Source organism: Oceanobacillus bengalensis (assembly GCF_003628445.1).
In the GTDB taxonomy this organism is placed as follows: Bacteria; Bacillota; Bacilli; order Bacillales; family Amphibacillaceae; genus Oceanobacillus; species Oceanobacillus bengalensis.
Genome location: NZ_RBZO01000019.1, coordinates 1 through 25791, shown reverse-complemented (window position 1 = coordinate 25791; position 25791 = coordinate 1). Strand labels below are relative to the sequence as shown.

Here is a 25791-nt window from a genome sequence, read left to right as displayed (position 1 = left end):
ATATAAAGAAACACATTGTATTGAGACAAGCGGGCAACTTTTTTTAATACCTCGCCAACTGTTGTAGCCTTTTTAATTACTCAACATCAATTTGTGCACGTTGTAGTTTTCCACTGTAATCAATATAAACTGCCTTCCACTCTGTGAACACATCTAAAGCTTGCACTCCAGAATCACGGTGTCCATTCCCTGTTCCCTTTGTTCCACCGAAAGGCAAATGAATTTCTGCACCTGTCGTTCCTGCATTGACATATACAATTCCTGTATCTAAATCACGTTGCGCTTTGAATACGCGGTTTGCATCATTAGTGAAGATAGAGCTAGAAAGTCCAAACTCTACTCCATTATTCACCTTAATCGCTTCTTCAAAACTCTTAACTGGAATTAACGAAACAACAGGACCAAAAATTTCTTCCTGAGCAATCCGCATATCTGCAGTTGCATCTGTAAATAATGTGGGTGCAAAATAGTTTCCTTGTTTTTGTTCACCATCTACTAATTCATACCCACCGGCAAGCAATTTTGCTCCTTCATTTTTCCCAATTTCAATATAGTCTTTTATTTTTTCTAGTCCAGATTGATTGATAATCGGTCCGACTTTATTGGATTCGTCAAGTCCATTTCCAATTGATAATTTTTCCATCGCTTCTAGCATTTTCTCTTCTAATTTACCTTTCACCGCTTCATGTACAATCACACGTGAGCACGCCGTACATCGTTGTCCACTTGTGCCAAATGCACTCCATAAAATCCCCTCAACAGCTAAATCAATATCTGCATCATCCATTACGATAACAGCATTCTTTCCGCCCATTTCTAAAGATACTTTCTTTAATTGCTTTCCACATTCTGTTGCGATATTTCTTCCTGTTTCATTTGAACCAGTAAATGAAATCACGCTGATATCTTTATGGTGAACCATCGCATTTCCTACTGCCGAACCTGATCCAAATACAACATTGACAACGCCTTTAGGTAGACCTGCTTCTTCAAATATTTTTGCCAGCTCAAACGCCATGATTGGTGTTTCAGTAGCTGGTTTCCAGACGACGGCATTCCCAGCAACGATTGCAGGAAATGACTTCCATGTTGCAATCGCAATAGGGAAATTCCATGGCGTGATTAATCCTACCACACCAACAGGAACACGCTGACTCATCGCAAATTTGTCCTTTAATTCAGCTGGAGTCGTTTGGCCAAAAAGACGACGGCCTTCTCCGGCCATATAGAAGGCCATATCGATGCCTTCTTGTACTTCTCCACGAGCTTCCTCAAGTACTTTCCCATTTTCCATCGTTAATAATTTCGATAACCTCTCTTTGTTTTCTTTTAGTAGGTAACCAACCTGATAGAGTACTTCTGCTCGTTGAGGGGCTGGTACTAACGCCCACTCCTTCTGCGCATCCTTCGCCGCAGCAACTGCCGCGTCTACACTACTTGAATCTGATAAAGGAACTTGAACGATTTCCTCACCAGTTGCTGGATTAATCACCTCAGTAGATTTATTCACTTCTACCCACTCGCCGTTAATAAAGTTTGCTAGTTTTCTCACATCTAATAAAGCAGTCATCCGAACTTCCTCCTCCAAATCTAGCATATTCTTATTTTATTTCTTCATAGTTTATATCAATCCCATATCAATAAAACAAACATGCTGACCCTAACAATTATTTCGAATGCTTTTCGCGAATTGAAGTAATAGTTGATGAGACAGAGATTTGTTCCTTCCCTGTTATCACTTCAATTACAGTTACCTTATTCTTCTTTAACGCTTCGTCAAATACATTTTCAAATAATTCCGCCGAATCAACTTGATATGCTACAGCACCCATCCCAAGCGCTAAATTTTTATAAGATACTTGGCCTAACTCTGTTGCAATTACCTTTTCTGGATAATGCATTTCTTGATGCATCCGAATCGTACCATACATATTATTGTTAAAAACAATGCTGATGATTGGAATATTATAGCGTACAGCAGTCTCAATTTCCTGTGCCGTCATCATAAATCCCCCATCACCTGATAAAGAAACAACATGTCTTTCTGGATAAGCAAGCTTTGCTCCTAATGCTGCAGGCATACCATATCCCATTGCACCAGATGTTGGTCCTATATATGTATGCTTCTCACGGAACGGATAGAAGGCATGTAGCCATCCAGCAAAATTCCCTGCATCATTCGTCAATATTGCATCACTTGGTAATTCCCTCTCCAATATTGCAATAATTTGTTTGTTAATACTATCATTCTCTGAAATACTTAAACTAGCAACTTTTTCATATCGTTTCCGTCTTTCCGCTCTCCAAGTATGCCAATCGACATCTACTGTCATACTATTAAGTAAAGCAAGTGCCTCCTTGACATCAGCAACAATACCAACATGTGGTGCAAAGACTTTTCCAATGGTATCAAAGTCGATATCGATATGAATCAGCCTTTTATCAGGTGTTATAATCGAGTAGTCTTGTGTTGTCACTTCAGAGAGCCTTGTTCCTAAGGCTAAAATAAGATCCGATTCCTTCACCGTTTGTAATACTTCTTTTTCTGTACCAAGCCCAAGATGCCCAACATATAATGGATGATCATTCGGGAAAACATCATGGCGACGAAATGCAGCAATGACTGGTAGTTGGAACTTCTCCGCAAACGTAACCAATCGATCCTCCGCTTGTGCACTTTTCACTCCTCCACCAGCAATAATGAGTGGCTTTTTTGCATGTGAAAGATTTGCTTCAACATTTTTCACTTCGAATTGAGACGGGGATGGTCTTGGTATAATTATTGGAGGCCCAAACTGCATTTCTGCTTCATCGGCCAAAATATCTTCTGGTAGTGAGATGACAACTGGTCCAGGTCTCCCCGTCCTGGCAACTCGAAACGCACGTCCGACAATTTCAGGAATACGTTTTGAGTCTCTTATCTCGACGGTCCATTTAGCAATATGTTGAAAGTATCTGTCTAAATCTGCTTCCTGAAATCCTTCCCTACCCCTGAATTCCTGACTTACTTGGCCTAGTAAAACAACCATTGGTGTTGAGTCCTGAAATGCTGTATGAACACCAATAGCTAAATTACTCCCCCCCACTGCTCTTGTCGCTAAGACCACTCCAGGCTTTAATGAAGCTTTTGCATATCCTTCTGCCATAAAAGAAGCTCCACCTTCATGCCTAGCAGAAATTACATCAATATCATCTTCATCATATAAAGCATCCAATACTGGTAAAAAACTTTCCCCTGGAACACAAAATACTTTTTTAATATTTTCTCTTCTGATGCATTCTACAATTCCCTGAGCAGCAGTCAAATTGCGCTCTCGACCAACAATATTTTCTTCAATATTCATTAAGAAATCACCTCACTATATTCAAGAGAGTAAGTCTATGAATGACCTCATCCAATCGCTCTTCTGTTACAGACAAGGAAATACGAAAATATCCTTCACCTCGAGAACCAAATGCTGTTCCAGGGGTCACAATAATTCCAGCTTCATCCAATAACTTGTTAGCGAAGGAAAGAGAGGTATACCCCTTTGGAACCCTCGCCCATAAAAAAATCGTTCCTCTTGGTTTTTCAGAATAAATCCCTAACTTATTTAGCGCTTGATGTAGTTTCTCCATTCTCGATTTAAAAATCGAATTATTCTCCTCTACGCTGGAAAAGTCGCTTCGAAGAGCAGTTGCTGCAGCTTTCTGTATCGGAAGAAATTGACTAGTATCAAGATTACTTTTTAACGTTGCTAAAGCTTTTATTACTTGCTCATTTCCAGCAATATAACCAATCCGCCAACCCGTCATATTAAAACTTTTGGAAAGTGAACCAAATTCAACGGTACATTCTTTTGCATTTGGCACTTGTAAAGCACTTGGAGATTTATACTTATCAAATGTTACGAGATTGTAGGCAGAGTCATGTGCAAAAATTATATTATTTTCCCCTGCAAACGATACTGCTTCCATAAAGGTATCTATTTCAACTGTCGCTGTGGTCGGATTACTAGGATAATTTAGAAACATTAACTTGGCATTATCCTTATCCTCTTCTGAAAGCATATCAAATCGTGGAACAAAATCATTGTCATCCAATGGTAGATTTACACTCTCACCGCCAGCCAAATGGACTCCCATCTTGTATGTTGGATACCCAGGATTCGGGATAAGCACCTTATCTCCTTCATTTATGACGGCCTGAATTAAGTGTACAATCCCTTCTTTGGAACCAATTAATGTTAAAATTTCTTTTTCCGGATCCAAATCTACATTGAAATGATTTTTATAAAATTCCGCTACTGCTTGTCGAAATTCATCACTCCCATTGTAATTTGAATAGCGGTGATTTTGGGGATCCTTTGCTTCTTCAACCAACGAATTGTAGATAAAGCTAGGTGTTGGTAAGTCCGGTGCACCAATCCCTAAATCAATTACATCAACCCCTTTTTCTTGTAGTTCCTTTTTCTTTTTCTGAAATGCAGAAAACACATATTCTGGCATGTTCTTCACTTTATTCGAAGCATACATTGGTATTACTCACCCTTTTGTAAAAAGTATTTTCATAACAGGCTAAACAATAGCCTCTTCAACAATTAAATTATTCGTAGAAAAACGCTCAAAGTTTAATGGTGTTAAATCCAATGTTTCATAACGACCTTTTCCTATTAGCTCAGATATTCCTTTACCAACTGCAGGGGCTTGTTGCATTCCGTGACCACTGAAACCAACCGCTAAATAGTACCCTGTTAATTCTGGGTGCTTTCCAATAATTGCATTTTGATCTTTCGTGTTAAAACTATATATTCCAGCCCAACCACTAACAATTTTTGCTTCTTGAAAATTTTGAATCCGATTACTTAATATAGGCCACATTTGTTCAGTGAAAAAGTCTCTCGTCCATTTAAAATCTATCCCAGGGTTTACTTTTTCAGAAAATCCAACAATAAGCGATTTTCCTTCATGACGAAAATATACCCCTGTAGGATCAACGGTTAATGGTAATTCTTTTACTAATGGTTTGGCTATATCGAATTGAATAATTTGCCGTTTCAATGGAACAACAGGAATTGGGAATCCCGATTTTTCACTAAGTATTGGAGCCCAAGGACCTGCACTATTGATAACAATCTTTGCTTTATAAATTTCACCATTTCTTAGTTGGACACCGGTGACACTTCCCCGTTCATTAAGAATTTGCTCTACTTCTTCATAAATATAATTAGTCCCTAATTGTTTAGCTTTACGTACATATCCCTGCATAACTGAGTATGGATCAAGGTAGCCATCTTCCCCGCAATAAAGACCCCCTTGGAGATCATGAGTATTCAATTCGGGAATAATGTGTAACAATTCTTCTGTAGATAATAATTCTGAAGCAGCCCCGCATTTGACTTGAACTTTATGTTGATTCTTTAATTGTTCTAATTTTCCTCTCTTTGCAAGGAAAAGGTAACCCCGTTGTTTAAAGTCAATTTCAGCTTTCTCCGTACCAACTGCCATATCCTCTGGAAATGTTAAATATTTTTGTAAGCTATACCTGCTTATTTGCACGTTAATTGCCGTTGTAAATAACTGTCTAATCCCACCTGCACTTCTTGGTGTTGAGGCAAATTCATAGGTTCTATCCTTTTCAAAGATGGTAATTTCTCCTTCATAACCATCCTGCATTAGATTATATGCAATACTAGAACCGATTACACCACCACCAACAATAATTATATCTGTATTTTTCAACAAAAAAACACACCCTCTCCAAACATACATTTTAATCATTACCAAGGGTAGTTTACCTTATCTTTAGTTATAACGTGGACATCATTCAAATGCTATGGACAATATAACTAAATATATTGTATTGTTATAATAATCAGATTTATAATTGAGTAGGAATTATATCATATTGCCTGCAATTATTAGGAGGGAATAAGAATGAATGATTTAGTGCAATTTGCACAAAAGGTGGTCGATGCCGTATCTAATATCGTACCATTTCCAATTAGTTTAAGTGACGAGGATGGTTACATAATTGGATCAACAATCCCTAACCGAATAGGAACATTACACACTCCTTCTAAAGAAGTATTAGATCAAAATGCATTTATCTATTTTGATGAAATCAAAATCATAAACATGGAGAATGTTTTACCAGGCGTTGCTGCCCCATTGGTATTCAATAACAAGCCTATCGGCGTCCTTGGTATCATTGGTCCTCCAGATCAAGTAAAACCATATGCTTACCTAATAAAAAAACATGTTGAAATGACGTGGCAAGAAATAATCAGTTGGCAAACAGAAGATTTACGATTGAAAACACTTGAGGCATTTGCACAATACATTTTATTAAATGATACCCTTAATAGAGAAAAAATAGAACGCCAATCCAAAATGTTTGAGATTCAATATGAGGCAAAGCGTTTCTGTATCGTAATTGATATTGAGGAAGCTTTATTAAATACTGACAACAGCATTCAAATTGATTCAGTTAAACAACAACTAGTACAATGTGTAAGTACTGCATTCGATTGTAAAGCCGATTTTCTTTGTACCTTTTTAAACTCAGAAAAAATCATACTATTAAAGTCGGTAAAGGATGAAGAAGAATATGAATTGGCACTTAAACAGTTTAGAAAACAAAGCAATGAACTACTAAAAATGTTTCGTTCCTACCATATTTTAAAAGCTTCTATTGCAATAGGTAATTTGCAACCAACAATTGAAAAAATTAATCAGTCTTTTCAAGAAGCCGTGGGTTTAATTGAATGCGGTAAGAAAGCAAATATCTCACCTAAAATATATAGTTTCCATGATTCAAATATATTATTGGAATTACTGCCTGCACAAATCAATTCAGCATTTCTCAACAAACTTACATTCTTTCTAAAGGCCTTCATCGAAAATGAAAATTTTACTGAATTAGCTAAAACATTTATTGGCTATTGTGAGGCAGATTTGAATATAAGTAAAGCCGCGAAAGAATTATTCATCCATCGCAATACGCTTATCTATCGTTTACAAAAAATAGAGGATATTACATCGCTAAATACAAAACACTTCAAACACTGCACAATGCTATATCTAATTCTAAAGCATAACGGAATACATCAATAAAAATTTACCCATTAACTTACTTAGGTTCATTTAATACCGCTTTAGGAAGCGCTTACAAATTTATTTGTGCATTTTGAATATATATTTAATCAGGCTCTTTCCTCTGTTTAATCATATCTGCCTTTATTAATATTAAAATGAATGATTGAATATAGAAAATACCACTAGCGTTGCATAAATATTGTTGCAATTTTCAGTTTTAATATTTTTTCTAAGAGAGCCAAAAAACTAAATACCCAACTAAAGGTGGCTCCATCCATTTTTAAAAATATACAATTAAACTGAAGTGCCAGCGACGTTTTCTTTATTAAGAAGCACCTTTTCCTTCAATTTTTAGAAGCCAGATATAAGCTGGTTTCCACAAGGATGCCCTTAAAAAACGGCTAATTTGTAAGATAGTTCTTTTGCTTTTTGTATTGATTTGAGCGAGCACATTTAAGCAGAAAACAATAAGTGCGATAAACACTTGATTGTGAATCGCAGATTCACTTTGACCGTAGAACTTTTTAATGTTCAGGTGTTGTTTGATCCACTTGAAAAATAATTCAATGGCCCAGCGTGATTTGTACATCTCTGAGATTTCCTCCGCGCTCAAATCAAAGCGATTTGTAATTAATTGGAGTACATTCCCTTTTGAATCTACAACTTTAATTAGGCGGAAATAATTCTCAGCACGGTTTTGGGTCGTGCCAATCAATACCATTTGATCCGATAACACAGCTGAATCCACTGGTAGTTTAAAGTCGTCAACTACCCGAATGACGGCATTCTTTCGAAGCCTCGTAAGGAAAAAGTAACCATCGTCTGTCATGCGATCGAAGCGCTCATAATCCAAGTAGCCTCGGTCAAAAACATACATGCATTCTTTGTCATCAACCATGACTTCTAGTTGATTGCGATCATGTTCTTTCGCATTCGTTAAAACGCCTTTTTCAGGATACGATATTCCTTTTTCCATAAATACAAGTCGAAGATGTAGCTTTACACCAGCTTTTGTTTTCCGGAACTCAGCCCACCTATGGTTGGTTAAGTTAAGTGGCAGCGTGCTTGAATCAATGATTTTCAATGGCATCACAAGTTTGGAATAATGTGTTTTCTCATGAATTTGCGTCACTAAATCAAGGAATATCCTTTGAAATATATCTGGATTGATGCCATTTAACCGGCGTGAAAGCTGAGAAATACTGATAGAATCAAGGTCAATTTCCTTCTGAAGCTGGTCATCAAAAAGGCAATCGCTTAGCGCATGTAAACTTTCAACTTCTTGTAGCTGCGCAAAAAGTAGTAATTCTAGGAATGACTCTGTCGTTAATTTTTTCGTATAGTAATCTAATTTCATCATTTTCACATTTTCTTCAACTAATTGAAGGTTAATTGGTGAAAACCATTGTCTGAATGAATTTTTTCGTGTAATCTTGTCCATGAGTTTGGTCCTTTATTAGTGGATTTGGACGGGTTACCACCCAACTATATCCATTATAAAGGACTTTTTCTTTGCATAACAGCAAATTATTGAATTTTTTGGGTATTTTCAATATTGAGTTTTAATTAATGCAACGCTAGTGAGAAAATACCTATAACTTTTTTGGTCAATTTGACTATAGACTTTAAGATTTATGTACGCTATTAATATAATTGATATTAGAATTATCTGAATATATTATCCGCATTAAATCACAGCCTTTGGAGGAGATTTTTATGTTGTATTTAAATGAGTACGATATTAGAAGAGCGATAACTATGGAAGATACAATCGATGCTATTGACGCAGCATATAAAATATATGACGCTAAACAGTTTCAAATGCCAACAAGGATGCAAATTGCTAACAATGAAAATACATTGATTGTCATGCCATGTATGACAACGAGTGCTATAGCGACAAAGCTAGTAACATCCTTTCCAAATAATAAAAAGCATCCAACACTTCATGGTTCAGTAATCCTTAATAGTAGCAAGACTGGAGAAATATTGGCAATTCTAGATGGTTCTTTTATAACAGGAATACGAACGGGCGCAATCGGCGGATCAGCCATCCGCCATCTAGCAAAATCGAACATTAGGAAAATAGCTATTATTGGCACAGGTGTACAAGGCTTATATCAAGCAATTGCAGCTTGTACAGTCCACCCGATTACAGATATCTTTTTGTACAATCGTACCTATGAAAAGATAGATACATTAATTGATTCATTTAAAGAGTGGATTGATTACCCTGTTGCACTTCATAAAACAGAATCAGTTGTGGAGGCAATTCAAGATGCGGAAATTATTATCACTACTACGACTTCCCACACACCAGTCTTACCAAATGACGCTTCCTTACTACAAGGTAAATTGATCATCGGCATTGGTTCGTTTCAACCAAATATGAGAGAATTTCCTAGAGAACTATACGATACAACAGATCACATATTTATCGATTCCCATGATGCAATCAACGAATCTGGTGATTTAAAAACCCCATTGGATCATAACTGGATAAGTAAAAATAACATTCATGAAATATCAACTCACATTGTACATTCTTCCACAATCACTCATAAACCGGACAAGAGCATCGTTTTCAAATCAACAGGCATGGCACTATTCGATACGGTAGTTGCGAATGTTATTTATCAAAAGGCAATTGAAAAAGGAGTTGGTATACAATTGATCTAATCTTCAATTCTAAAATAAATCAAAATGGAGGTTGTTGATGAATATTATCCTTATTGAGTTTATTTTGTATTGCGTAATCGTAATTGGAGTTGGATATTACTTTGGAAGGCGGAGTAAAACCCAGTCTGATTTTTTATTAGGTGGCAAAAAGGTACCTGGCTGGGTATTGGCTTTCTCAGAAAGAGCAACAGGTGAATCTGCTTGGTTACTACTAGGTTATACAGGGTTCGTTTTCATGACTGGTTTATCTGGTATTTGGGTAGCTGCTGGAATTGCTTCAGGTATTATCTTTTCCTGGTTATTTCTAGCAAAAAGATTCATGAGAGAGACAGATAAATATAAAGTATTAACTCTACCAGAATACTTAGCAGTTCTATTTGGACAGAAGGCAAATATCATACGCTGGTTAACCAGTTTTTTAATAGCTGGGTTCCTAATGTTTTATGTTGGTGCCCAAATGGCTGGTGCTGGTAAGTTATTATTAACAACCTTTGAAATGCCAGTAATATCTGGTGTTATTTTAGCTACAATTATAATCATTCTTACTTCATTTACAGGTGGATTCATTTCGGTTGCATGGACAGATATGATTCAAAGTGTAATGATGCTCATTACTTTAGTTGGCCTACCAATCGTTGCTTTAATTTATATCAATACAAATGATTTATCCATTACACAGTCACTTCTAACCGCAGGAGATTCATTTGACTCTTGGTTTGGTGGTTTAACAGGATTTGCTTTAGGTGTGCTATTCTTTAATAATTTTTCGTGGTTTTTTGGCTTTTTGGGTGGGCAGCCACAGCTTAGTTCTCGTTTTATGGCCCTAAAAAATGAAAAAGAAGCCAATCATGGTAGTACTGTTGCGATCATTTGGACTTTCTTAGCGAATGGTGGTGCATTTACAATCGGACTTGCCGCAATTGCCATGTATAGTCAGGGTTCCTTTACTGATGTAGAAACAATTTTACCAACAATGATTCTTGAGCTAATGCCACCATGGATTGCTGGAATACTATTAGCTGGTGTATTAGCCGCAATCATTACAACAGCGAATTCTCAGTTACTCGTTGTTACAAGCTCAGTTACGGAGGATATTATTCATAAAGCATTGGGTATTAATCTAACCGATAAACAACTTGTTTTATTATCTCGGATATCCATCATCTTATTCGGAATTGTTGGCATGGTTATCGCTCTTGTTTCAGAGTCATTGGTTTATCTTATAGTAGGATGGGCATGGGCTGGTGTTGGTTGTACTCTTTCTCCTGCTATATTGATGACATTTTTCTGGAAACGATACTCTAGCGCAGGTGTCATTGCTACTATATTATCAGGGTTAATTTCTACTATTCTATGGATTAGTACCCCTTTGGAAGAAATGATGACATCTCGTTTTACAACATTTTTTATTGCTGCATTTTTTGGAATCGCTTTCAGCCTTTTAATTCCTGATAAAAAGCCTAGAGAGGAGAATAATACCGTCAAAAATACAATATAACAAGGACCTTCGTGGATAGTAAAAAACATCAAGTGAAGTCTTTATAACTTCACTTGATGTTTTTTATTCTTATAGCATGGAGTTTTTCCAATACCGCTCATACAAGTTGTTCATGTGATTGGTCATTAGTTCAACTGCCTTTGTTTCATCATGATCTACAATGGCTTCGATAAGGAGTTTATGCTCCTTGAAATTAATTTCTCGATAGTCAGGCCTGGTAACTGTCCGATCTCTTAAAAATTTCCACATTTCTTGTTGTTTCATCGCATTGCTTATCGCTAACATAATACTAATAAACAGATCGTTATGGGTGGACTGTGCAATTCGATTATGAAGTTCCTCATCTGTTTCAGGAACATACACACCAGCTTTTGTTTCTTCTTCCATCTTTTTTATAATACGTTGCAATGACTCAACATCATCTTTCGTTGCTCTTTCGGCTGCATATTGTACAATAAGTGGTTCAATACGCATTCGAGCCTCAACAATATCTTCTGGTGCTACAGAATCTAATAAAATTGCAGCTTCATTATTCTCTACTTGCAATTTATTATTTTGAACATATACACCTTCACCTTGTCTTGAAAAAATATACCCATTCAACTCAAGCGCACTTAACGCTTGTCTGACAGGAGCCCTACTCACTCCGAATTGCTCACATAGTTCTCTTTCCGTTGGTAGCTTATCCCCAATCTTAAACGACCCACGTTCAATCTCATCAAGTATTTGCGTATAAATCTGTATATATAATTTCTTATTGGAAACTGGATTAAACTTTATTGTAACCACATCTCTTCTATCAGGTTATTATAATTAAATTATATATTTTACTTTACGTTTGAGCAACTAGATATATTATTTTAAAAATACAGGCATACGTTATCGTATGCCTGTATTTATCTTACACCTTATTAATCCATGTGTGAACCACCATTAATATCAATATCTTCGCCTGTAATATATGAAGCTTCTTCAGACACTAAGAAAGCAATTGTTGAAGCAATTTCATCTGTTTCACCAGGTCTACCAACTGGGATACCATCAATTACTTTCTTCGCGTCATCTTCAGGAAGGGATTTCCAAATTTCTGTATTGACAAGTCCTGGTGCAACACAGTTTACTGTAATTCCATCAGTTGCAACTTCACGAGCTAAGTTTTTAGAGAATCCTAATACGGCTGCCTTAGAAGCAGAGTAATGTGCACCACCGAAAACTCCTCCACCTCTCTTAGCTGATACAGAAGAAAGGCTAACGATTCTACCAAATTTTTGCTCTTTCATCGGCTTTAATACTGCTTGTGTACAAAGGAATAAACCAAACATATTTACATTAAATACTTTTGTAATATCCTCTAGTGTCATATCTTCAACAGTCACTTTTTGAGAGATTCCAGCATTATTTATTAGAATATCAATTCTACCAAATTCAGCTAATACTGTCTCTATCATTGCATCAACAGATTCTTTGTTAGTAACGTTTAATTCTACTCCTAACGCTTTTCCACCAGCTTCTTCAATCGCTTGTACCGTATCTTTAATACCTTCTACATTCATATCAGCAACAACAATTGCTGCACCTTGTTTTGCTAATGTTAGTGCGATATTACGGCCAATTCCTTTTGGTGATCCACTTCCTGTTACAATTGCAACTCTATTATCTAATTTAAACATTACATATTCCCCCTAAGTTAATCGTTATTAAAGTACGTGAACATCCTATTAAAGTAATTCTTTAGCTGTATTCACGATATTTTCTACTGTAATACCATTTAGTTCTAATAATTTTTCATATGGTGCGGATTGTCCAAACTGATCCTGAACACCAATACGTCTTACTTTCCCTTTTCCTTGTTCAGCAACTACTTCACTTACTGCACTGCCTAAACCATTGATAATGTTATGGTCTTCAACGGTTACAATTTTTCCAATTTCAACACATTCTAAAACGGCTTCCCGATCAAGTGGTTTGATTGTATGCATATCCAATAGTTTGACAGAAACACCTTCACTTTCTAAAATTTCTGCTGCTTTTATCGCTAAATGAACGGTATCACCATTCGCAATTAAAGCAACATCATTTCCATCTTTTAGATGTTTTGCTTTTCCAATTTCAAACTCTTCATTCTCATCATAAATCATTGGAATTGTATCCCTTGTGAAGCGAAGAAATACCGGTCCGTAAATTTCAGCTGCTTGTTTTACTAGTTTACGAGTAGAATGATAATCCGCACCCATAATTACCGTCATATTCGGAAATGTTCGGAGCACACCCATATCCTCTATTGCTTGGTGACTTCCTCCGTCATTAGCTGGTGTTAATCCACCATGGGAGCATGCAATTTTTACATTTAGATTTGGATAACAAATTTCCTGACGAATTTGCTCAGCCATTCTTAGTGAACCAAACACTGCATACGTACTTACAAATGGAATCTTTCCTGTCGTTGCTAATCCAGCTGCTAGTCCTGCACCATTTTGCTCTGCAATTCCAACGTTAATATGTTGTTTTGGAAACTCATTCATAAATTTAGTTGTTTTACAAGAACCACCAATATCAATATCAACAACTAATATATCTTTATTATTTCTACCTAATTCTACTATTTCATCACCAAAAGCTTCACGTGTTGCTTTCTTTTCGACTGTTTTACTCTTTAGATCAATCATTAGTTTAGCCCTCCTGCAAGTTCTGTCATCGCTTGGTTATACTGTTCTTCGTTCGGTGCTTTACCGTGCCAACCAACAACATTTTCCATATAGGAAACGCCTTTTCCTTTTATCGTGTTACAAATAATTGCTTTTGGTTTAACATTATTTGCACCACGGACTTCATCTAATGTTGCTACGATTTCTTCCATGGAGTGTCCATCGATTCGTTTCGTTTCAAATCCGAATGCTTTGAATTTCACTTCTAAATCTTGGTTCGGCATCACTTCTTCTGTCGGGCCGTCAATTTGTAATCCATTATCATCGACAAATACGACTAAATTATCTAATTTATATTTTACTGCAGATTGAGTTGCTTCCCAGATCTGACCTTCTTGACATTCGCCATCTCCTACAACTGCGAACACACGATAATCTTTTTCATCTAATTTCCCTGCTAATGCCATCCCAACAGCTGTTGAAAGGCCTTGACCAAGCGATCCTGTAGAGATATCAATTCCAGGACATTTCTTCATATCAGGATGCCCTTGGAAAGGAGAACCATATTCTCTTAATGTATGAATCGTGTCATATGGTACAAATCCTTGTAATGCTAATGCAGAATATTGAATTGGAGCTACATGACCTTTTGATAAAACGAAGCGATCACGATCCGCCCATTTTGGATTTTTTGGATTAATATTCATTTCTCTAAAATATAGAGCGGTTACAAAGTCTGCAGCAGATAATGATCCACCTGGGTGACCAGACTGTGCTTCATATACCATTGTTACCGCTGTTTTCCTCATCTCAATTGCAAGTTCTTTTAATTCTTCAATACTAATATCTTTCATTCCATTCACCTCATTAGATTGATAGGTTTTTGTTAACTTATATTCTTGTGCACTTGTCTACTAAGTAACTCGTAAATTCACTATACAATTTATTTTCTTGTATGTCTACACTTTCTTTTAAAAAATTCGCCAGCTTCTAACCTATTTATATATTTAATAAAAAGCTGGCGGGAAAATAACACATCTATAAGAATAAAAGTGTCAGTTCAGGTATGACAGCTATTAAAAATAGACCTATTAACAGTACAATGAAGAACGGAATAACCGCCTTAACTAATGCAGGCATACCTACACCAGAAATTCCTGAACCTACAAATAGATTTACACCTAATGGTGGTGTTATAAAACCAATTGCTAGTGTAACAATCATAACGACACCAAAGTGAACTGGATCCATTCCGATTTGTAATGCAACAGGAAATAGAATTGGTGTAAAGATAATAACCGCTGCAGATGTATCAATAAAGCAACCAATTACTAACAATAATAAGATAATCATTAATAAAATAACTGTTGAGTTTTCAGATACAGATAAAAATGCATCAGCAATTACTTGTGGTATTCTTTCCATTGATAAGATCGTACCAAAAGCATTCGCTGTACCGATAATGATTAATATTGCTACAGAACTTAAAGCAGAATTCTTAAATATCCCATAAAAGTCTTTAAACTTCACTTCTTTATGCAAGAACGCACTTACGATTAAAGCGTATACAACCGCAACTACTGCAGCCTCAGTAGGTGTGAATATACCACCATAAATTCCTCCAAGAATGATGATGGGTACAAGTAAAGACCATTTCGCACGATTAACCGCCCCAAACATCTTCTTAAAAGTAAATTTTTCATCTACTCCCTTATATCCCATTTTCTTAGAATAAAAATATGACCAAATCATCATTAAAATTCCGATAAAGATACCAGGAACGATACCACCTATGAATAAATCACCAATCGATTCATTAGCAGAGATTCCAAATAGAACCATTGGAATACTTGGTGGAATAATAATTCCTAATGAACCAGAAGCAACGATTACAGCTGTTGCAAATTTCTTGTCATACCCTTGAGCAACCATTGCGGGGATCATAATTCCCCCTACTGCTGCTACAGTTGCTGGACCAGAACCCGAAATCGCCGCAAAGAACATGGATGTAATTACTGCAGCCATTGCAAATCCACCAGTAAATCTACCCACGAATACGTTTGCTAAATCAAATAGTCTTGTTGAAATACCACCTTTACCCATAATTTCCCCGGCTAGGATAAAGAATGGAATTGCCATTAAAGCAAAATTATCTGTTGATGTAACTAACCCTTGAGATAGGAAGGTAATAGATATATTGGATGAATACATTGCAGTTACAAGTCCAGCTATACCTAACGCAATTCCGATTGGTACAGTCAATGCCATAAATAGAAAGAAGGTACCAAATAATACAAATGCTGTCATATCACATCCTCCCTCCCTTTACCGAATGAATGGTCCTTTTTTTCTGCTGCACCTTTGTTTAACGCTTTCAATTCAGCGACTTCAACGACTAAACTCTGAATAAGACGAATTGCAGCAAGAGCCATCCCTACCACTGGGGCTGCATATACCCATGTCAATGGTATTTGCAATGCAGCAGATTCTCTAGTCACTCTTAATACGATATCGATACCGTAATACGTCATGACAACTGCAAATATAAGGAAGGAAATATTTGCTATCATACTAATAATGATTTTCCCCTTATCCTTAAACAACATACTTAAGGCGTCAACACCTAGGTGTTTCTTCTTCTTAACACCATAGCTTACTCCAATATAAATCATCCAAATAAATGCATATCTTGCAATTTCTTCAGACCATGTAAGTGAACTACCGAACACGTAGCGCATGACAACTTGCAAGAAAATAATAAATACAGTGAATGCGCTTAAAAATACTAGTATATATTCTTCAAAATACTTATCAAGCCATTTCAATATTTTCACCCGAATCCCCTCCAATTCCGATTACTCTACTGCTCCGAGTACCTTATCAAGTAAATCATCACCATAGTTTTCTCTAAATGAATCATACACACCATCTACTTTCGCTTTAAAAGGTTCTGTATCTGGATAAATAATTCCCATTCCTGCAGCTTCTAGTTCACTAATCATCGTTTCCTCGTTTTCCCTTAATAGATCACGGTGAAATTGAGCCGTTTCTAAAGCGCTTTCTTCGATAATCTGTTGCTCCTCAGCTGTTAGCGATTGCCAGAAATCTTCACTAATCGATACTGGAAGTGGCATATACTGATGATTGGACATAATTAAATAATCTTGTACTTCATTAAACTTACTCGCATACGTATTTGCAACTGGATTTTCCTGCGCATCAACCGTTCCTTGTTGTAATCCCATATATAATTCTCCAAAAGCCATTGGTGTTGGATTCGCACCTAAAGCCGAAAACATACTAATTGATATCGGAAACTCAGGAGTACGTATTTTCAACCCGCTTAAATCATTAGGTGTTTCGATTGCTTTATTTGCTGTAATTTGTCGGAATCCGTTTTCAAAATATGCAATGATTCTTAAATTATCTTCTAAATATATATCTGAAACTTCTTTTCCAATTTCTCCATCAAGTACGCTCCATGCCTGCTCATATGAATCAAAAAGATATGGCAATTCAAATACACTAATCCTTTGATCATACTGGCTATATGCACTTGCTGCAACCATTTGTAAATCGTTTAATGTTACACTTTCTACCATTTCCGATTCTGAACCAAGTTGTTCATTCGGGTAAACAAGAACTTCAATCTGCCCATCAGACTTCTCTTCCACTAAATCCTTAAAATGCATGACTGCTATATGCCTTTCATTTGTTTCAGCAGAGCCATGTCCAAAGCGAATTGTTGTCACATCATCTGAAAAAGCATTATTTGTTGTAAAGAAAACAACAACAATACTTATTGAAAGCGCTGCTATAAGAAAAATCATTGTATTACGTAGCTTCGTCATCAAATCCCCACTCTCTTTGCATCTTTCTATGTATTTTTACTAGAAATGTCAATTAAGAAGTTTATCTATCTTTCATTTCATTAATTGTTACATGCCCCCTCATTGACCACCTCTTGGTTAAACGTTTAACACATTATATAATGTAAACGATTACTAGGTCAACAATTTTCGACAAATTATTTTAAAGATACTAAATAATGATAGTAAATCCCATTATATATTACCAACTAACCCTAAGGTAAATCATTTTACCATTAAACAATAGTTACATATAGTTTAAATACAAGTATTCACTTCATTACTAGTTAGCAGAATTACAATCTTCACAAACCCCATATTGCGTAACAATTTGTTCACCATTAAAGGCTTCAATTTCCTTCTCACAGCTATTACAAATAATCGTACCTAATATACTGTTCATTTTGTCTTCAACTGTATTCATATTTTTCCTCCTATTAGTAAATCGTTTAACTAATCTATACGGAATTATATAGTGTAAGCGAATACATGTCAATAATACTTTTTTAAATCTATTATAGGCTGCTATTATTTGAATCAATTAATATTTTCATGTATTATGTAATAAAAAGTAAACGTAATCATTGGTAATGGTTAATTGTTTAACTTATAGGAGATAACATGAAAAAAGAAATTACAATGAAAGACATTGCAAAGGAAGCAAACGTTTCTGTTGCTACTGTGTCACATGTCATTAATAACACGAAGCATATATCAGATGAAACTCGTAATACCGTCCTTTCAGTAATAAAAAAATATAATTATGTACCTAATTCAGCAGCAAAAAGTTTAAGGCAACAGGCAACAAAGACTGCTGGTGTCGTTGTTTCCAGTTTTCCAGATTCATTTGTAACGGAAATGATCTTTGCTATTGAGGAACGGGCAAAAGAGATGGGGTATAACTTATTACTTGTGAATACGAATGAGGATAGTGCATATGAAGAAAAGACAATTAACCTACTTCATTCAAAAATGGTAGATGGAATCATCCTTTCTCCTACCTCTGGTGATATTCAATACTTACAGAAGTATACCAAAGACGATTTTCCAATTGTAATGGTTAATCGATATGATTCACAAATTGAGCATATCCCAAGGGTTACTGGTGATAATTATCAATTAGGCTATGAAGCAACCATGCATCTCCTTAAGCATGGGCATAAAAAAATTGGATTTATCTATTCCTATCCAAACGTATCAACTACCAATGATCGAATAAGGGGATATAAAGATGCACTAGCACAATACCAATTGCCATTTACCGAAGATTATTTGATACAAGGATATGCTACTGCAAACGGTGGTTCAGCAGCAGTTCAACAATTAATAGACAAAGAGACTGAGATCACTGCATTGTTTGTGCAAAATGACTCCATGACTATTGGTGCGATAAGTAAAATAAAAGAACTTAACCTTGTAATTCCCGATGATATTGCTGTTATCGGGTTTGGGGATTTCGCTTCCTCACATATCATTGAACCACCTGTGACAAACATTGTTTTACCAGCAGAAACAATTGGTAGAACTGCATTCGATGTCTTATTAAATAAAATTAATAATCCATATTATATGAGTCACATCGAACTTCCACCATCCATGTTAATAAGAAAATCATGTGGTTGTTTCTAAAGTGGCCCTCGAAGTACAATTTGTGTTCATTATTCTAATATATTCACTCTATTAGAATATGAAATAGATAGATTTATAAAATAAGAGGAGGAGTTTTTTTATGGCAAATATTACATTTAATCAAGAAGCAGTTACATTATTGGGCACAGAAGTAAAAGTTGGTGACAATGCACCAGATTTTCAAGTATTATCTAATGACTTAGAGACTGTTAATTTGGATAGTTATGCTGGAAAAGTTAAGTTAATCACTACTGTTCCATCCGTTGATACTGGAGTATGTTCAGAGGAAACTATTCGCTTCAATAAAGAAGCTGACACCTTACCAAACGTTCAAGTATTAACAATCAGTATGGATTTACCATTTGCACAATCCCGCTGGTGTGCTGCAAATGGTGTAAAGAATTTAGATACATTATCAGATCATAGAAATGCTGACCTTGGGAAAAATTATGGCGTTCTAATAGAGGAACTACGCTTACTAGCAAGAGCAATTTTTGTTGTAGATTCTAACAATAAAGTTACCTATGTTGAATATGTAAGTGAAGCAACAAACCATCCAAATTATGAAGCTGCATTGAGAGCCGCTAAAGAAGCGGAATAATAGAAAAAATAAATCAAGGAATATATTCTAATGAGTTCGGTTTTACTATAATAATAAAACCATTTAGCAGTCCAATTAACTATTAAATTGGACTGCCTTTCTTTATGTAAAGTTCATGAGAGGTCCTTCTTGTAGAATTATTGCTGCTTCGGGCGATGAGAGTACTTGTCATCGACCTTTCTACTCAATTTTCAGTTGCTTCGGGTGTTAAGAATGCTTGTCATCGACGCTTCTCGCAGAATTATTGCGACTTCGGGCGATGAGAGTACTTGTCATCGACCTTTCTACTCAATTTTCAGTTGCTTCGGGTGTTAAGAATGCTTGTCATCGACGCTTCTTGTAGAATTATTGCTGCTTCGGGCGATGAGAGTACTTGTCATCGACCTTTCTACTCAATTTTCAGTTGCTTCGGGTGTTAAGAATGCTTGTCATCGACCTTTCTACTCAATTTGAAGCTATTCCGGGTTTTGACAAGCAGTTTATAAAATACCACAACAAAAAAATGCTTAGAACAATAAGTTCCAAGCATTTTTTATATTAAAAACTCATTTCCAAACCGTTTCTCAGCTAAAATCAATTAAGAAATACTTCTTCTTCCCGCGGCGAATGATTGTAAAAGTATCTTCCATTCGGTCGGCTGCTGTTACGACATAGCTCACTTCTTGCTGTCTTTCACCATTAATGTACACTGCACCATTTTGTATATCTTCTCTTGCTTGTCTTTTTGATGATGAGATATTCGCATTTACTAACAGATCAACAAGCGTGACCTCTTCTTTATTTGTATTAAAAGTCGGAACATCTTTAAATCCTTGTTTGATGTCACTAGCTGATAATCGTTTCAAATCTCCACTAAATAAAGCATCTGATATTTTCTCTGCTTGCACTAAAGCTTCTTCACTGTGAACCAATTTTGTCATTTCTTCTGCTAGTCTTTTTTGTGCAGCACGATTTTCTGGATGACTTTCTACTTCTTTTTCTAATTCTGCTAATTCTTCTGGACTTAAGAATGTAAAGTAATTTAAGAATTTAATAACATCACGGTCGTCGGTATTGATCCAGAATTGGTAAAATTCATATGGAGTTGTTTTTTCTGAGTCTAACCAAATGGCACCTCCTGCAGATTTACCAAATTTCGTACCATCTGCCTTCGTAATTAGAGGAACAGTTAACCCATATACTTTTATTTCTTCTTCCTGATTTTCTCTTGAACGACGAATCAATTCCATCCCAGCAGTAATATTTCCCCACTGGTCACTACCACCGATTTGCAAGGTACAATGCTCTTGTTCGTATAATTTTAAGAAGTCTAGCGATTGTAATAACATATAACTAAATTCAGTAAAAGAGATACCATTTTCGATACGAGCAGAAACCGATTCTTTTGCTAACATATAATTAATACTAAAGTGTTTTCCAGTATCACGTAGGAAATCAATAAAGGACATGCTCCCTAACCATTCATTATTATTTCTAACAACGACTGAAGTCCCCTCATTATTGTTTTCTGCATCTACTATTTTGCTGATTTGCCTTCTTAATGCTTCACTATAACCTGCTACTACCTCACTCGTATTTAAGGACCTTTCTGTAGAGCGTCCACTCGGGTCCCCTATCATTCCTGTTCCCCCACCAACAAGGGCTATTGGTTTATGACCAGCTTCCTGAAATCGTTTCAGCATCATTAACGGCACTAAATGACCAATATGCAAACTATCTGCAGTTGGGTCGAAACCACAATATAATGTAACTTGATTATTCGCTAAATGCGCTTGTAATGCCTCTCTATCTGTTGTTGCTTGGATAAGTCCTCTCGTTTCCAAATCTTGTAAAATATTCACTTTTTTCACTCTCCATTATTAAAATTTGGCTATTTCCGCATTGCTCGTTGATTTGGTATAAACTGTGAAGTAAGTTAATGAGAATTGTACTAGATACTTCGTTCCGGAAACACACTTCACGCACCTTAGGGTGGCTGGTGAACCTTCTCCTAATTAAAATCATACTAAGAAAAAACGACAATCTTTTAGAAAACAGCCTAAAATACAAAAAAGCCCGCCCCTAAAAAATAAGGGACGAGCTTAACACGCGCGGTACCACCCTTGTTGCAAATTGCCACTTGGGATTGTTAACGATGTCGAACACCGTTTCTTTTTTAAAAGAAAAAGCTCCAGATTGTAATTCATATGCAAATATATACTAGCTTCCACCGAACCGCTAGCTCTCTATGACATGGATTTGCAATACTACTAAGTTCCTTCATAGCTTATACTATTCAGATATATTATTCATACCATATTCATTCAGCAAATGCAAACGAATATTAAAATACCTTCCAACTAAAAAGATACTTATGCTATAATGATAAAAGAATTTTAGGAGGTTTGCAAATGAATATGAAACAGATAATTGAACGATTTGGTGAAAAGACTAAATCTATCTGGAATTCTATTATTAATTATACATTTATTCGAAAAATCAGATCACTTTGGGGTACTGGAAAGATACAAAAAACCTCAAGAGTAACATATGATGTCATTTGGAATGTTATTTTATTCTTTTTAATTATCGGTTTTGTAGTTGCATTCTTTGTCGGTGGTTTGGGTGCTGGTTATTTTGCGTCCCTTGTGAAAGATGAGCCAATTCGAAGTCAAGAAGACATGGAAAGTGACATCTATAATTATTCTGAGACCTCTAAATTGTACTTTTCAAATGACATTTATATTGGAGATATTCGCTCAGAGCTTAAACGAGAAGAAACAACGCTCGATAAAATCTCCCCTACCCTCGTACAGGCTGTGACAGCCACAGAAGATGAATACTTCCTTGAGCATGAAGGAGTTGTCCCGAAAGCGATATTTCGTGCATTGTTTCAAGAAGTAACAAATGCAAGTGTCCAGTCAGGTGGGAGTACATTAACACAGCAACTAATCAAAAATCAAATTCTAACCAATGAAGTATCCTTTGAGAGAAAAGCAAAGGAAATTTTATTAGCACTAAGGTTAGAAAATTTCTTTGAGAAGGATGAAATATTAGAAGCATATTTGAATATTGTTCCATATGGAAGAAACGCAAATGGGGATAACATTGCAGGGATCCAAACTGCCGCACAAGGCATATTTGGATTAGATGCAGACGAAGTAAACATCGCCCAAGCTGCGTATTTAGCAGGACTCCCTCAAAGTCCATCATACTATACGCCTTTTCAAAATAGTGGAGGATTAAAAGAAGACGCAGGAATTAAGCCTGGATTAGACCGAATGAAGACAGTTCTTAATCGGATGCTTGAAATGGGACATATTACCAAAGAGGAATATCAAGAAGCATTAAATTATGATCTGGTAGCTGACTTTATTAAACCAGAAGCATCTCCCATTGAGGAGTACCCATACTTAGTAAGGGAATTACAAATTCGTGCAGAGGAAATTATTAAAGAAAAGCTTGCCGAAGAAGATGGGTATGAAATAGAAGAATTAGAAACAAATGAAGAGCTTGCCGACCTTAATGAGGAATATGAATTAATAGCTGAAAAAGCACTTCAAAACAATGGTTACCGCATTCACTCTACTATTGATAAGGAAATCTACGATGCTTTCCAAGAAGTAGCAGAGAACTTCAAGCATTATGGGCCGAACAAAAACACGAAATTAACCGATGAAAACGGGGATGATTATTATATAGAGCAATATGTACAAGCAGCAGCTTTCTTAGTTGAAAACAAAACTGGTAGAATTATTAGTTTTCTCGGTGGCCGCGAATATAGTGAGGATGACCAAACAAATTATGTCACTTCCAAACGTTCAAATGGTAGTACAATGAAACCATTCGTTTATGCTTCGGCAATGGACAAAGGCGTTGTACAACCAGGAACGCCAATCGCTGATGTATACACTGTATTTCCGCCTAATAATTATGCTCCAAATAACTTTGACTTAAGGTATCATGGATTGTTATCAGCTCGGGACCACTTAAAAGATTCTTATAATATCCCAGCAATTAAAACGTACATGAAAATTTTAAATGACAACCCTGTCGAGCAATATATTGAGAAGATGGGAATTACCACTTTAAGAGACAACGAATACGCTAACCCATCATTAGCAATCGGAGCTACAACAGACGGTATAACACTAGAAGAAAACACGAATGCTTATAACACCTTTGCCAACAATGGTAAATTTGTTGATGCAGTTATGATTGACAAAATAACAACCGTTGATGGTGATGTTATCTACGAACACGAAACAGAACCTGTGGAAGTATTCTCACCACAAACAGCTTATTTAACCATTGACATGATGCGTGATGTCATTTCTAATGGCTCCGCAACATACTTAAATTCCCAGTTAAAATATACTGGAGTTGACTGGGCAGGTAAAACAGGAACATCACAAAATGTTGAAAACGTCCATTTTGTTGGAGTAAATCCAAATGTAACATTCGGAACGTGGCTTGGATATGAGTACCCTGATTCCTTGAGATGTGATTCCTGCTCCCTTTACCATAGTAACCGTAACTTAGAACTTTGGTCGGAGCTTGTAAATGTTGCAACAGATATTAATCCTGAACTATTGGCACCGTCAGAAAGATTTGCTCAACCTGAAGGTATTGTTTCTAGAAGCTATTGTGCAATTTCAGGCATGCTTCCATCTGAACTTTGTGCCCAAGCAGGATTAGTGAAGACAGATTTATTTAATGCAAAGTTCGTACCAACTCAAACAGATAATAGTCTTGTTAGAGGAGCACGAGTGATGGTTAATGGTAAAGCAGTTCTTGCTGGCTCTAACACACCAGACGGATTTGTCGAAGGTAACGGATTGATGTTCAACCCTGAATGGTTCCAAAGCATGGGCTACAATAAACTTTCAGACCCAACTCAGCTTTATCCAAGTAAAGAAAGAGAAAAGTGGGAAAAAATCGCTCTACCTGGTTCGAATTCACATAGTTCCATTAGTGATGATGGAAAAGCACCAGGACAGCCAACATCTATAAATACATCTGAAGGTAACCTGGTATGGTCGAAGTCAGATAGTAATGATGTTGTTGGCTACCGAATATTCCGTTCCTCCAGTCCTGATGGGAACTTCGAATTAATTGGTAGCACAACCCAGGCAGAATTCCAAGTTGGAAATGATTATGCTTTTTATCACGTGAAAGCTGTTGATTATTTCGGATCAGAATCAACACCATCCTCTGTAATTACAGTTGGCGAAGCACCTGAACCAGAAACGGAAGAAGAGGAACCTTCTGGTGAAGAAAGTCCGGATGAAAGTAGTAGTCAAAACAACGAAGCTAACGGAGATAACAGCAGTACGGATTCTAACAATGAAGATAATTAAATAATAACTCATACATGAAAGGGAGCTGCACGCTCCCTTTTTTTATTTATCTGTTTTCTAAATGATTGTTGTTTTTTTAGCTATTGTAAATTTAATTCATAGTTGATATAAATTGTGGAATTACTTAATTCAGGATAGTCTTAAACACCCCGTTCCGGAAAGACACTTCGCTTTCCACGGGCGGCTGGTGAGCCTCCTCCGCGCTGTCGCACTACGCAGTCTCACCTAGGCCTATCCTCCCGTAGGAGTCTTCGTGTCTTTCCTCCACTAAGTTCCTGCTCTACTTGATTTCCACTAAAAAAATGCTGCTTTTGCGAGGAAAGACTGCCCAGATATAAATGTCAACGATAAAATGTACACTTTTGATTGTTTAAGAATGTACACTTTTGTTTTTTAGTACCCCTGCAAGATTTATTCGCAGGGGCACTTAGTGAATCAATCAAATGGACTAATG

At 36.3% G+C, this 25791-nt stretch carries 20 protein-coding genes and 1 other annotated feature; of the genes, 6 read left to right on the top strand and 14 right to left on the bottom strand.

Going from position 1 to position 25791, the window contains the following annotated elements; translation table 11 throughout:
• Positions 1–76: 76 nt before the first annotated feature.
• From D8M05_RS12340 to D8M05_RS12325, 4 genes are all read right to left on the bottom strand, one after another.
• The gene (locus tag D8M05_RS12340; RefSeq protein WP_121132226.1) at positions 77–1570 is read right to left on the bottom strand and encodes an aldehyde dehydrogenase family protein; all 1494 of its coding nucleotides are present in this window, start codon (positions 1568–1570) and stop codon (positions 77–79) included.
• A gap of 97 nt (positions 1571–1667) precedes the next feature.
• Positions 1668–3344 (bottom strand): thiamine pyrophosphate-dependent enzyme, encoded by a 1677-nt coding sequence (locus D8M05_RS12335; protein WP_121132224.1) that lies wholly within the window; start codon positions 3342–3344, stop codon positions 1668–1670.
• 7 nt (positions 3345–3351) lie between these two features.
• Positions 3352–4515 (bottom strand): aminotransferase class I/II-fold pyridoxal phosphate-dependent enzyme, encoded by a 1164-nt coding sequence (locus D8M05_RS12330; protein ID WP_121132222.1) that lies wholly within the window; start codon positions 4513–4515, stop codon positions 3352–3354.
• A 42-nt stretch (positions 4516–4557) separates the two neighbouring features.
• Complete coding sequence (locus D8M05_RS12325; RefSeq protein ID WP_121132331.1) at positions 4558–5721, bottom strand: NAD(P)/FAD-dependent oxidoreductase; 1164 nt, start codon at positions 5719–5721, stop codon at positions 4558–4560.
• A 195-nt stretch (positions 5722–5916) separates the two neighbouring features.
• On the opposite strand from D8M05_RS12325, the gene D8M05_RS12320 reads away from it, so the two are divergent.
• Complete coding sequence (locus D8M05_RS12320; RefSeq protein WP_121132220.1) at positions 5917–7095, top strand: CdaR family transcriptional regulator; 1179 nt, start codon at positions 5917–5919, stop codon at positions 7093–7095.
• A 307-nt stretch (positions 7096–7402) separates the two neighbouring features.
• On the opposite strand, the gene D8M05_RS12315 is transcribed toward D8M05_RS12320, so the two are convergent.
• A complete protein-coding gene (locus D8M05_RS12315; protein ID WP_121132218.1) occupies positions 7403–8518 on the bottom strand; it encodes an IS4 family transposase in 1116 nt (371 codons plus the stop codon).
• A 275-nt stretch (positions 8519–8793) separates the two neighbouring features.
• On the opposite strand from D8M05_RS12315, the gene D8M05_RS12310 reads away from it, so the two are divergent.
• Together D8M05_RS12310 and D8M05_RS12305 are read left to right on the top strand one after the other, a co-directional pair.
• Positions 8794–9756 carry an ornithine cyclodeaminase family protein gene (locus D8M05_RS12310; protein ID WP_121132216.1) on the top strand — a complete coding sequence of 321 codons (963 nt, stop codon included), beginning with the start codon at positions 8794–8796 and terminating at the stop codon, positions 9754–9756.
• 37 nt (positions 9757–9793) lie between these two features.
• Positions 9794–11254 (top strand): sodium/proline symporter, encoded by a 1461-nt coding sequence (locus tag D8M05_RS12305; protein ID WP_379542988.1) that lies wholly within the window; start codon positions 9794–9796, stop codon positions 11252–11254.
• A gap of 69 nt (positions 11255–11323) precedes the next feature.
• Here D8M05_RS12305 and D8M05_RS12300 read toward each other — a convergent pair whose 3' ends face one another.
• From D8M05_RS12300 to D8M05_RS12265, 8 genes are all read right to left on the bottom strand, one after another.
• Positions 11324–12043, bottom strand: coding sequence for a FadR/GntR family transcriptional regulator (locus D8M05_RS12300; protein ID WP_121132212.1), 720 nt, complete (start codon positions 12041–12043; stop codon positions 11324–11326).
• 122 nt (positions 12044–12165) lie between these two features.
• The gene (locus tag D8M05_RS12295; protein ID WP_121132211.1) at positions 12166–12924 is read right to left on the bottom strand and encodes an SDR family NAD(P)-dependent oxidoreductase; all 759 of its coding nucleotides are present in this window, start codon (positions 12922–12924) and stop codon (positions 12166–12168) included.
• 48 nt (positions 12925–12972) lie between these two features.
• The gene (locus tag D8M05_RS12290; RefSeq protein WP_121132209.1) at positions 12973–13920 is read right to left on the bottom strand and encodes a transketolase family protein; all 948 of its coding nucleotides are present in this window, start codon (positions 13918–13920) and stop codon (positions 12973–12975) included.
• Positions 13920–14762, bottom strand: a complete 843-nt coding sequence (locus D8M05_RS12285) for a transketolase (protein WP_281271915.1) — start codon at positions 14760–14762, stop codon at positions 13920–13922. Before D8M05_RS12285 ends, D8M05_RS12290 begins: the two co-directional genes overlap by 1 nt.
• A 175-nt stretch (positions 14763–14937) precedes the next feature.
• Positions 14938–16206 (bottom strand): TRAP transporter large permease, encoded by a 1269-nt coding sequence (locus tag D8M05_RS12280; protein WP_121132205.1) that lies wholly within the window; start codon positions 16204–16206, stop codon positions 14938–14940.
• On the bottom strand, positions 16203–16733 hold the full coding sequence (locus tag D8M05_RS12275; protein WP_121132204.1) for a TRAP transporter small permease: 531 nt from the start codon (positions 16731–16733) through the stop codon (positions 16203–16205). The genes D8M05_RS12280 and D8M05_RS12275 overlap by 4 nt, the downstream gene beginning before the upstream one ends.
• A gap of 21 nt (positions 16734–16754) precedes the next feature.
• Positions 16755–17750, bottom strand: a complete 996-nt coding sequence (locus tag D8M05_RS12270; protein ID WP_121132202.1) for a TRAP transporter substrate-binding protein — start codon at positions 17748–17750, stop codon at positions 16755–16757.
• A 301-nt stretch (positions 17751–18051) separates the two neighbouring features.
• Positions 18052–18192 carry a GapA-binding peptide SR1P gene (locus tag D8M05_RS12265; protein ID WP_245985342.1) on the bottom strand — a complete coding sequence of 47 codons (141 nt, stop codon included), beginning with the start codon at positions 18190–18192 and terminating at the stop codon, positions 18052–18054.
• A 197-nt stretch (positions 18193–18389) separates the two neighbouring features.
• Between D8M05_RS12265 and D8M05_RS12260 the strand changes: the two genes are divergently transcribed.
• Both D8M05_RS12260 and tpx read left to right on the top strand, forming a co-directional pair.
• The gene (locus tag D8M05_RS12260; protein ID WP_121132200.1) at positions 18390–19397 is read left to right on the top strand and encodes a LacI family DNA-binding transcriptional regulator; all 1008 of its coding nucleotides are present in this window, start codon (positions 18390–18392) and stop codon (positions 19395–19397) included.
• Positions 19398–19497: 100 nt separating this feature from the next.
• Positions 19498–19998 (top strand): thiol peroxidase, encoded by a 501-nt coding sequence (tpx, locus tag D8M05_RS12255; protein WP_121132198.1) that lies wholly within the window; start codon positions 19498–19500, stop codon positions 19996–19998.
• 563 nt (positions 19999–20561) lie between these two features.
• On the opposite strand, the gene tyrS is transcribed toward tpx, so the two are convergent.
• Positions 20562–21839 carry a tyrosine--tRNA ligase gene (tyrS, locus tag D8M05_RS12250; protein WP_121132196.1) on the bottom strand — a complete coding sequence of 426 codons (1278 nt, stop codon included), beginning with the start codon at positions 21837–21839 and terminating at the stop codon, positions 20562–20564.
• Positions 21840–22066: 227 nt separating this feature from the next.
• Positions 22067–22270, bottom strand: a binding site (T-box leader).
• A gap of 118 nt (positions 22271–22388) precedes the next feature.
• Between tyrS and D8M05_RS12245 the strand changes: the two genes are divergently transcribed.
• A complete protein-coding gene (locus D8M05_RS12245) occupies positions 22389–25337 on the top strand; it encodes a transglycosylase domain-containing protein (RefSeq protein WP_121132194.1) in 2949 nt (982 codons plus the stop codon).
• The last annotated feature ends 454 nt before the right edge of the window (positions 25338–25791 follow it).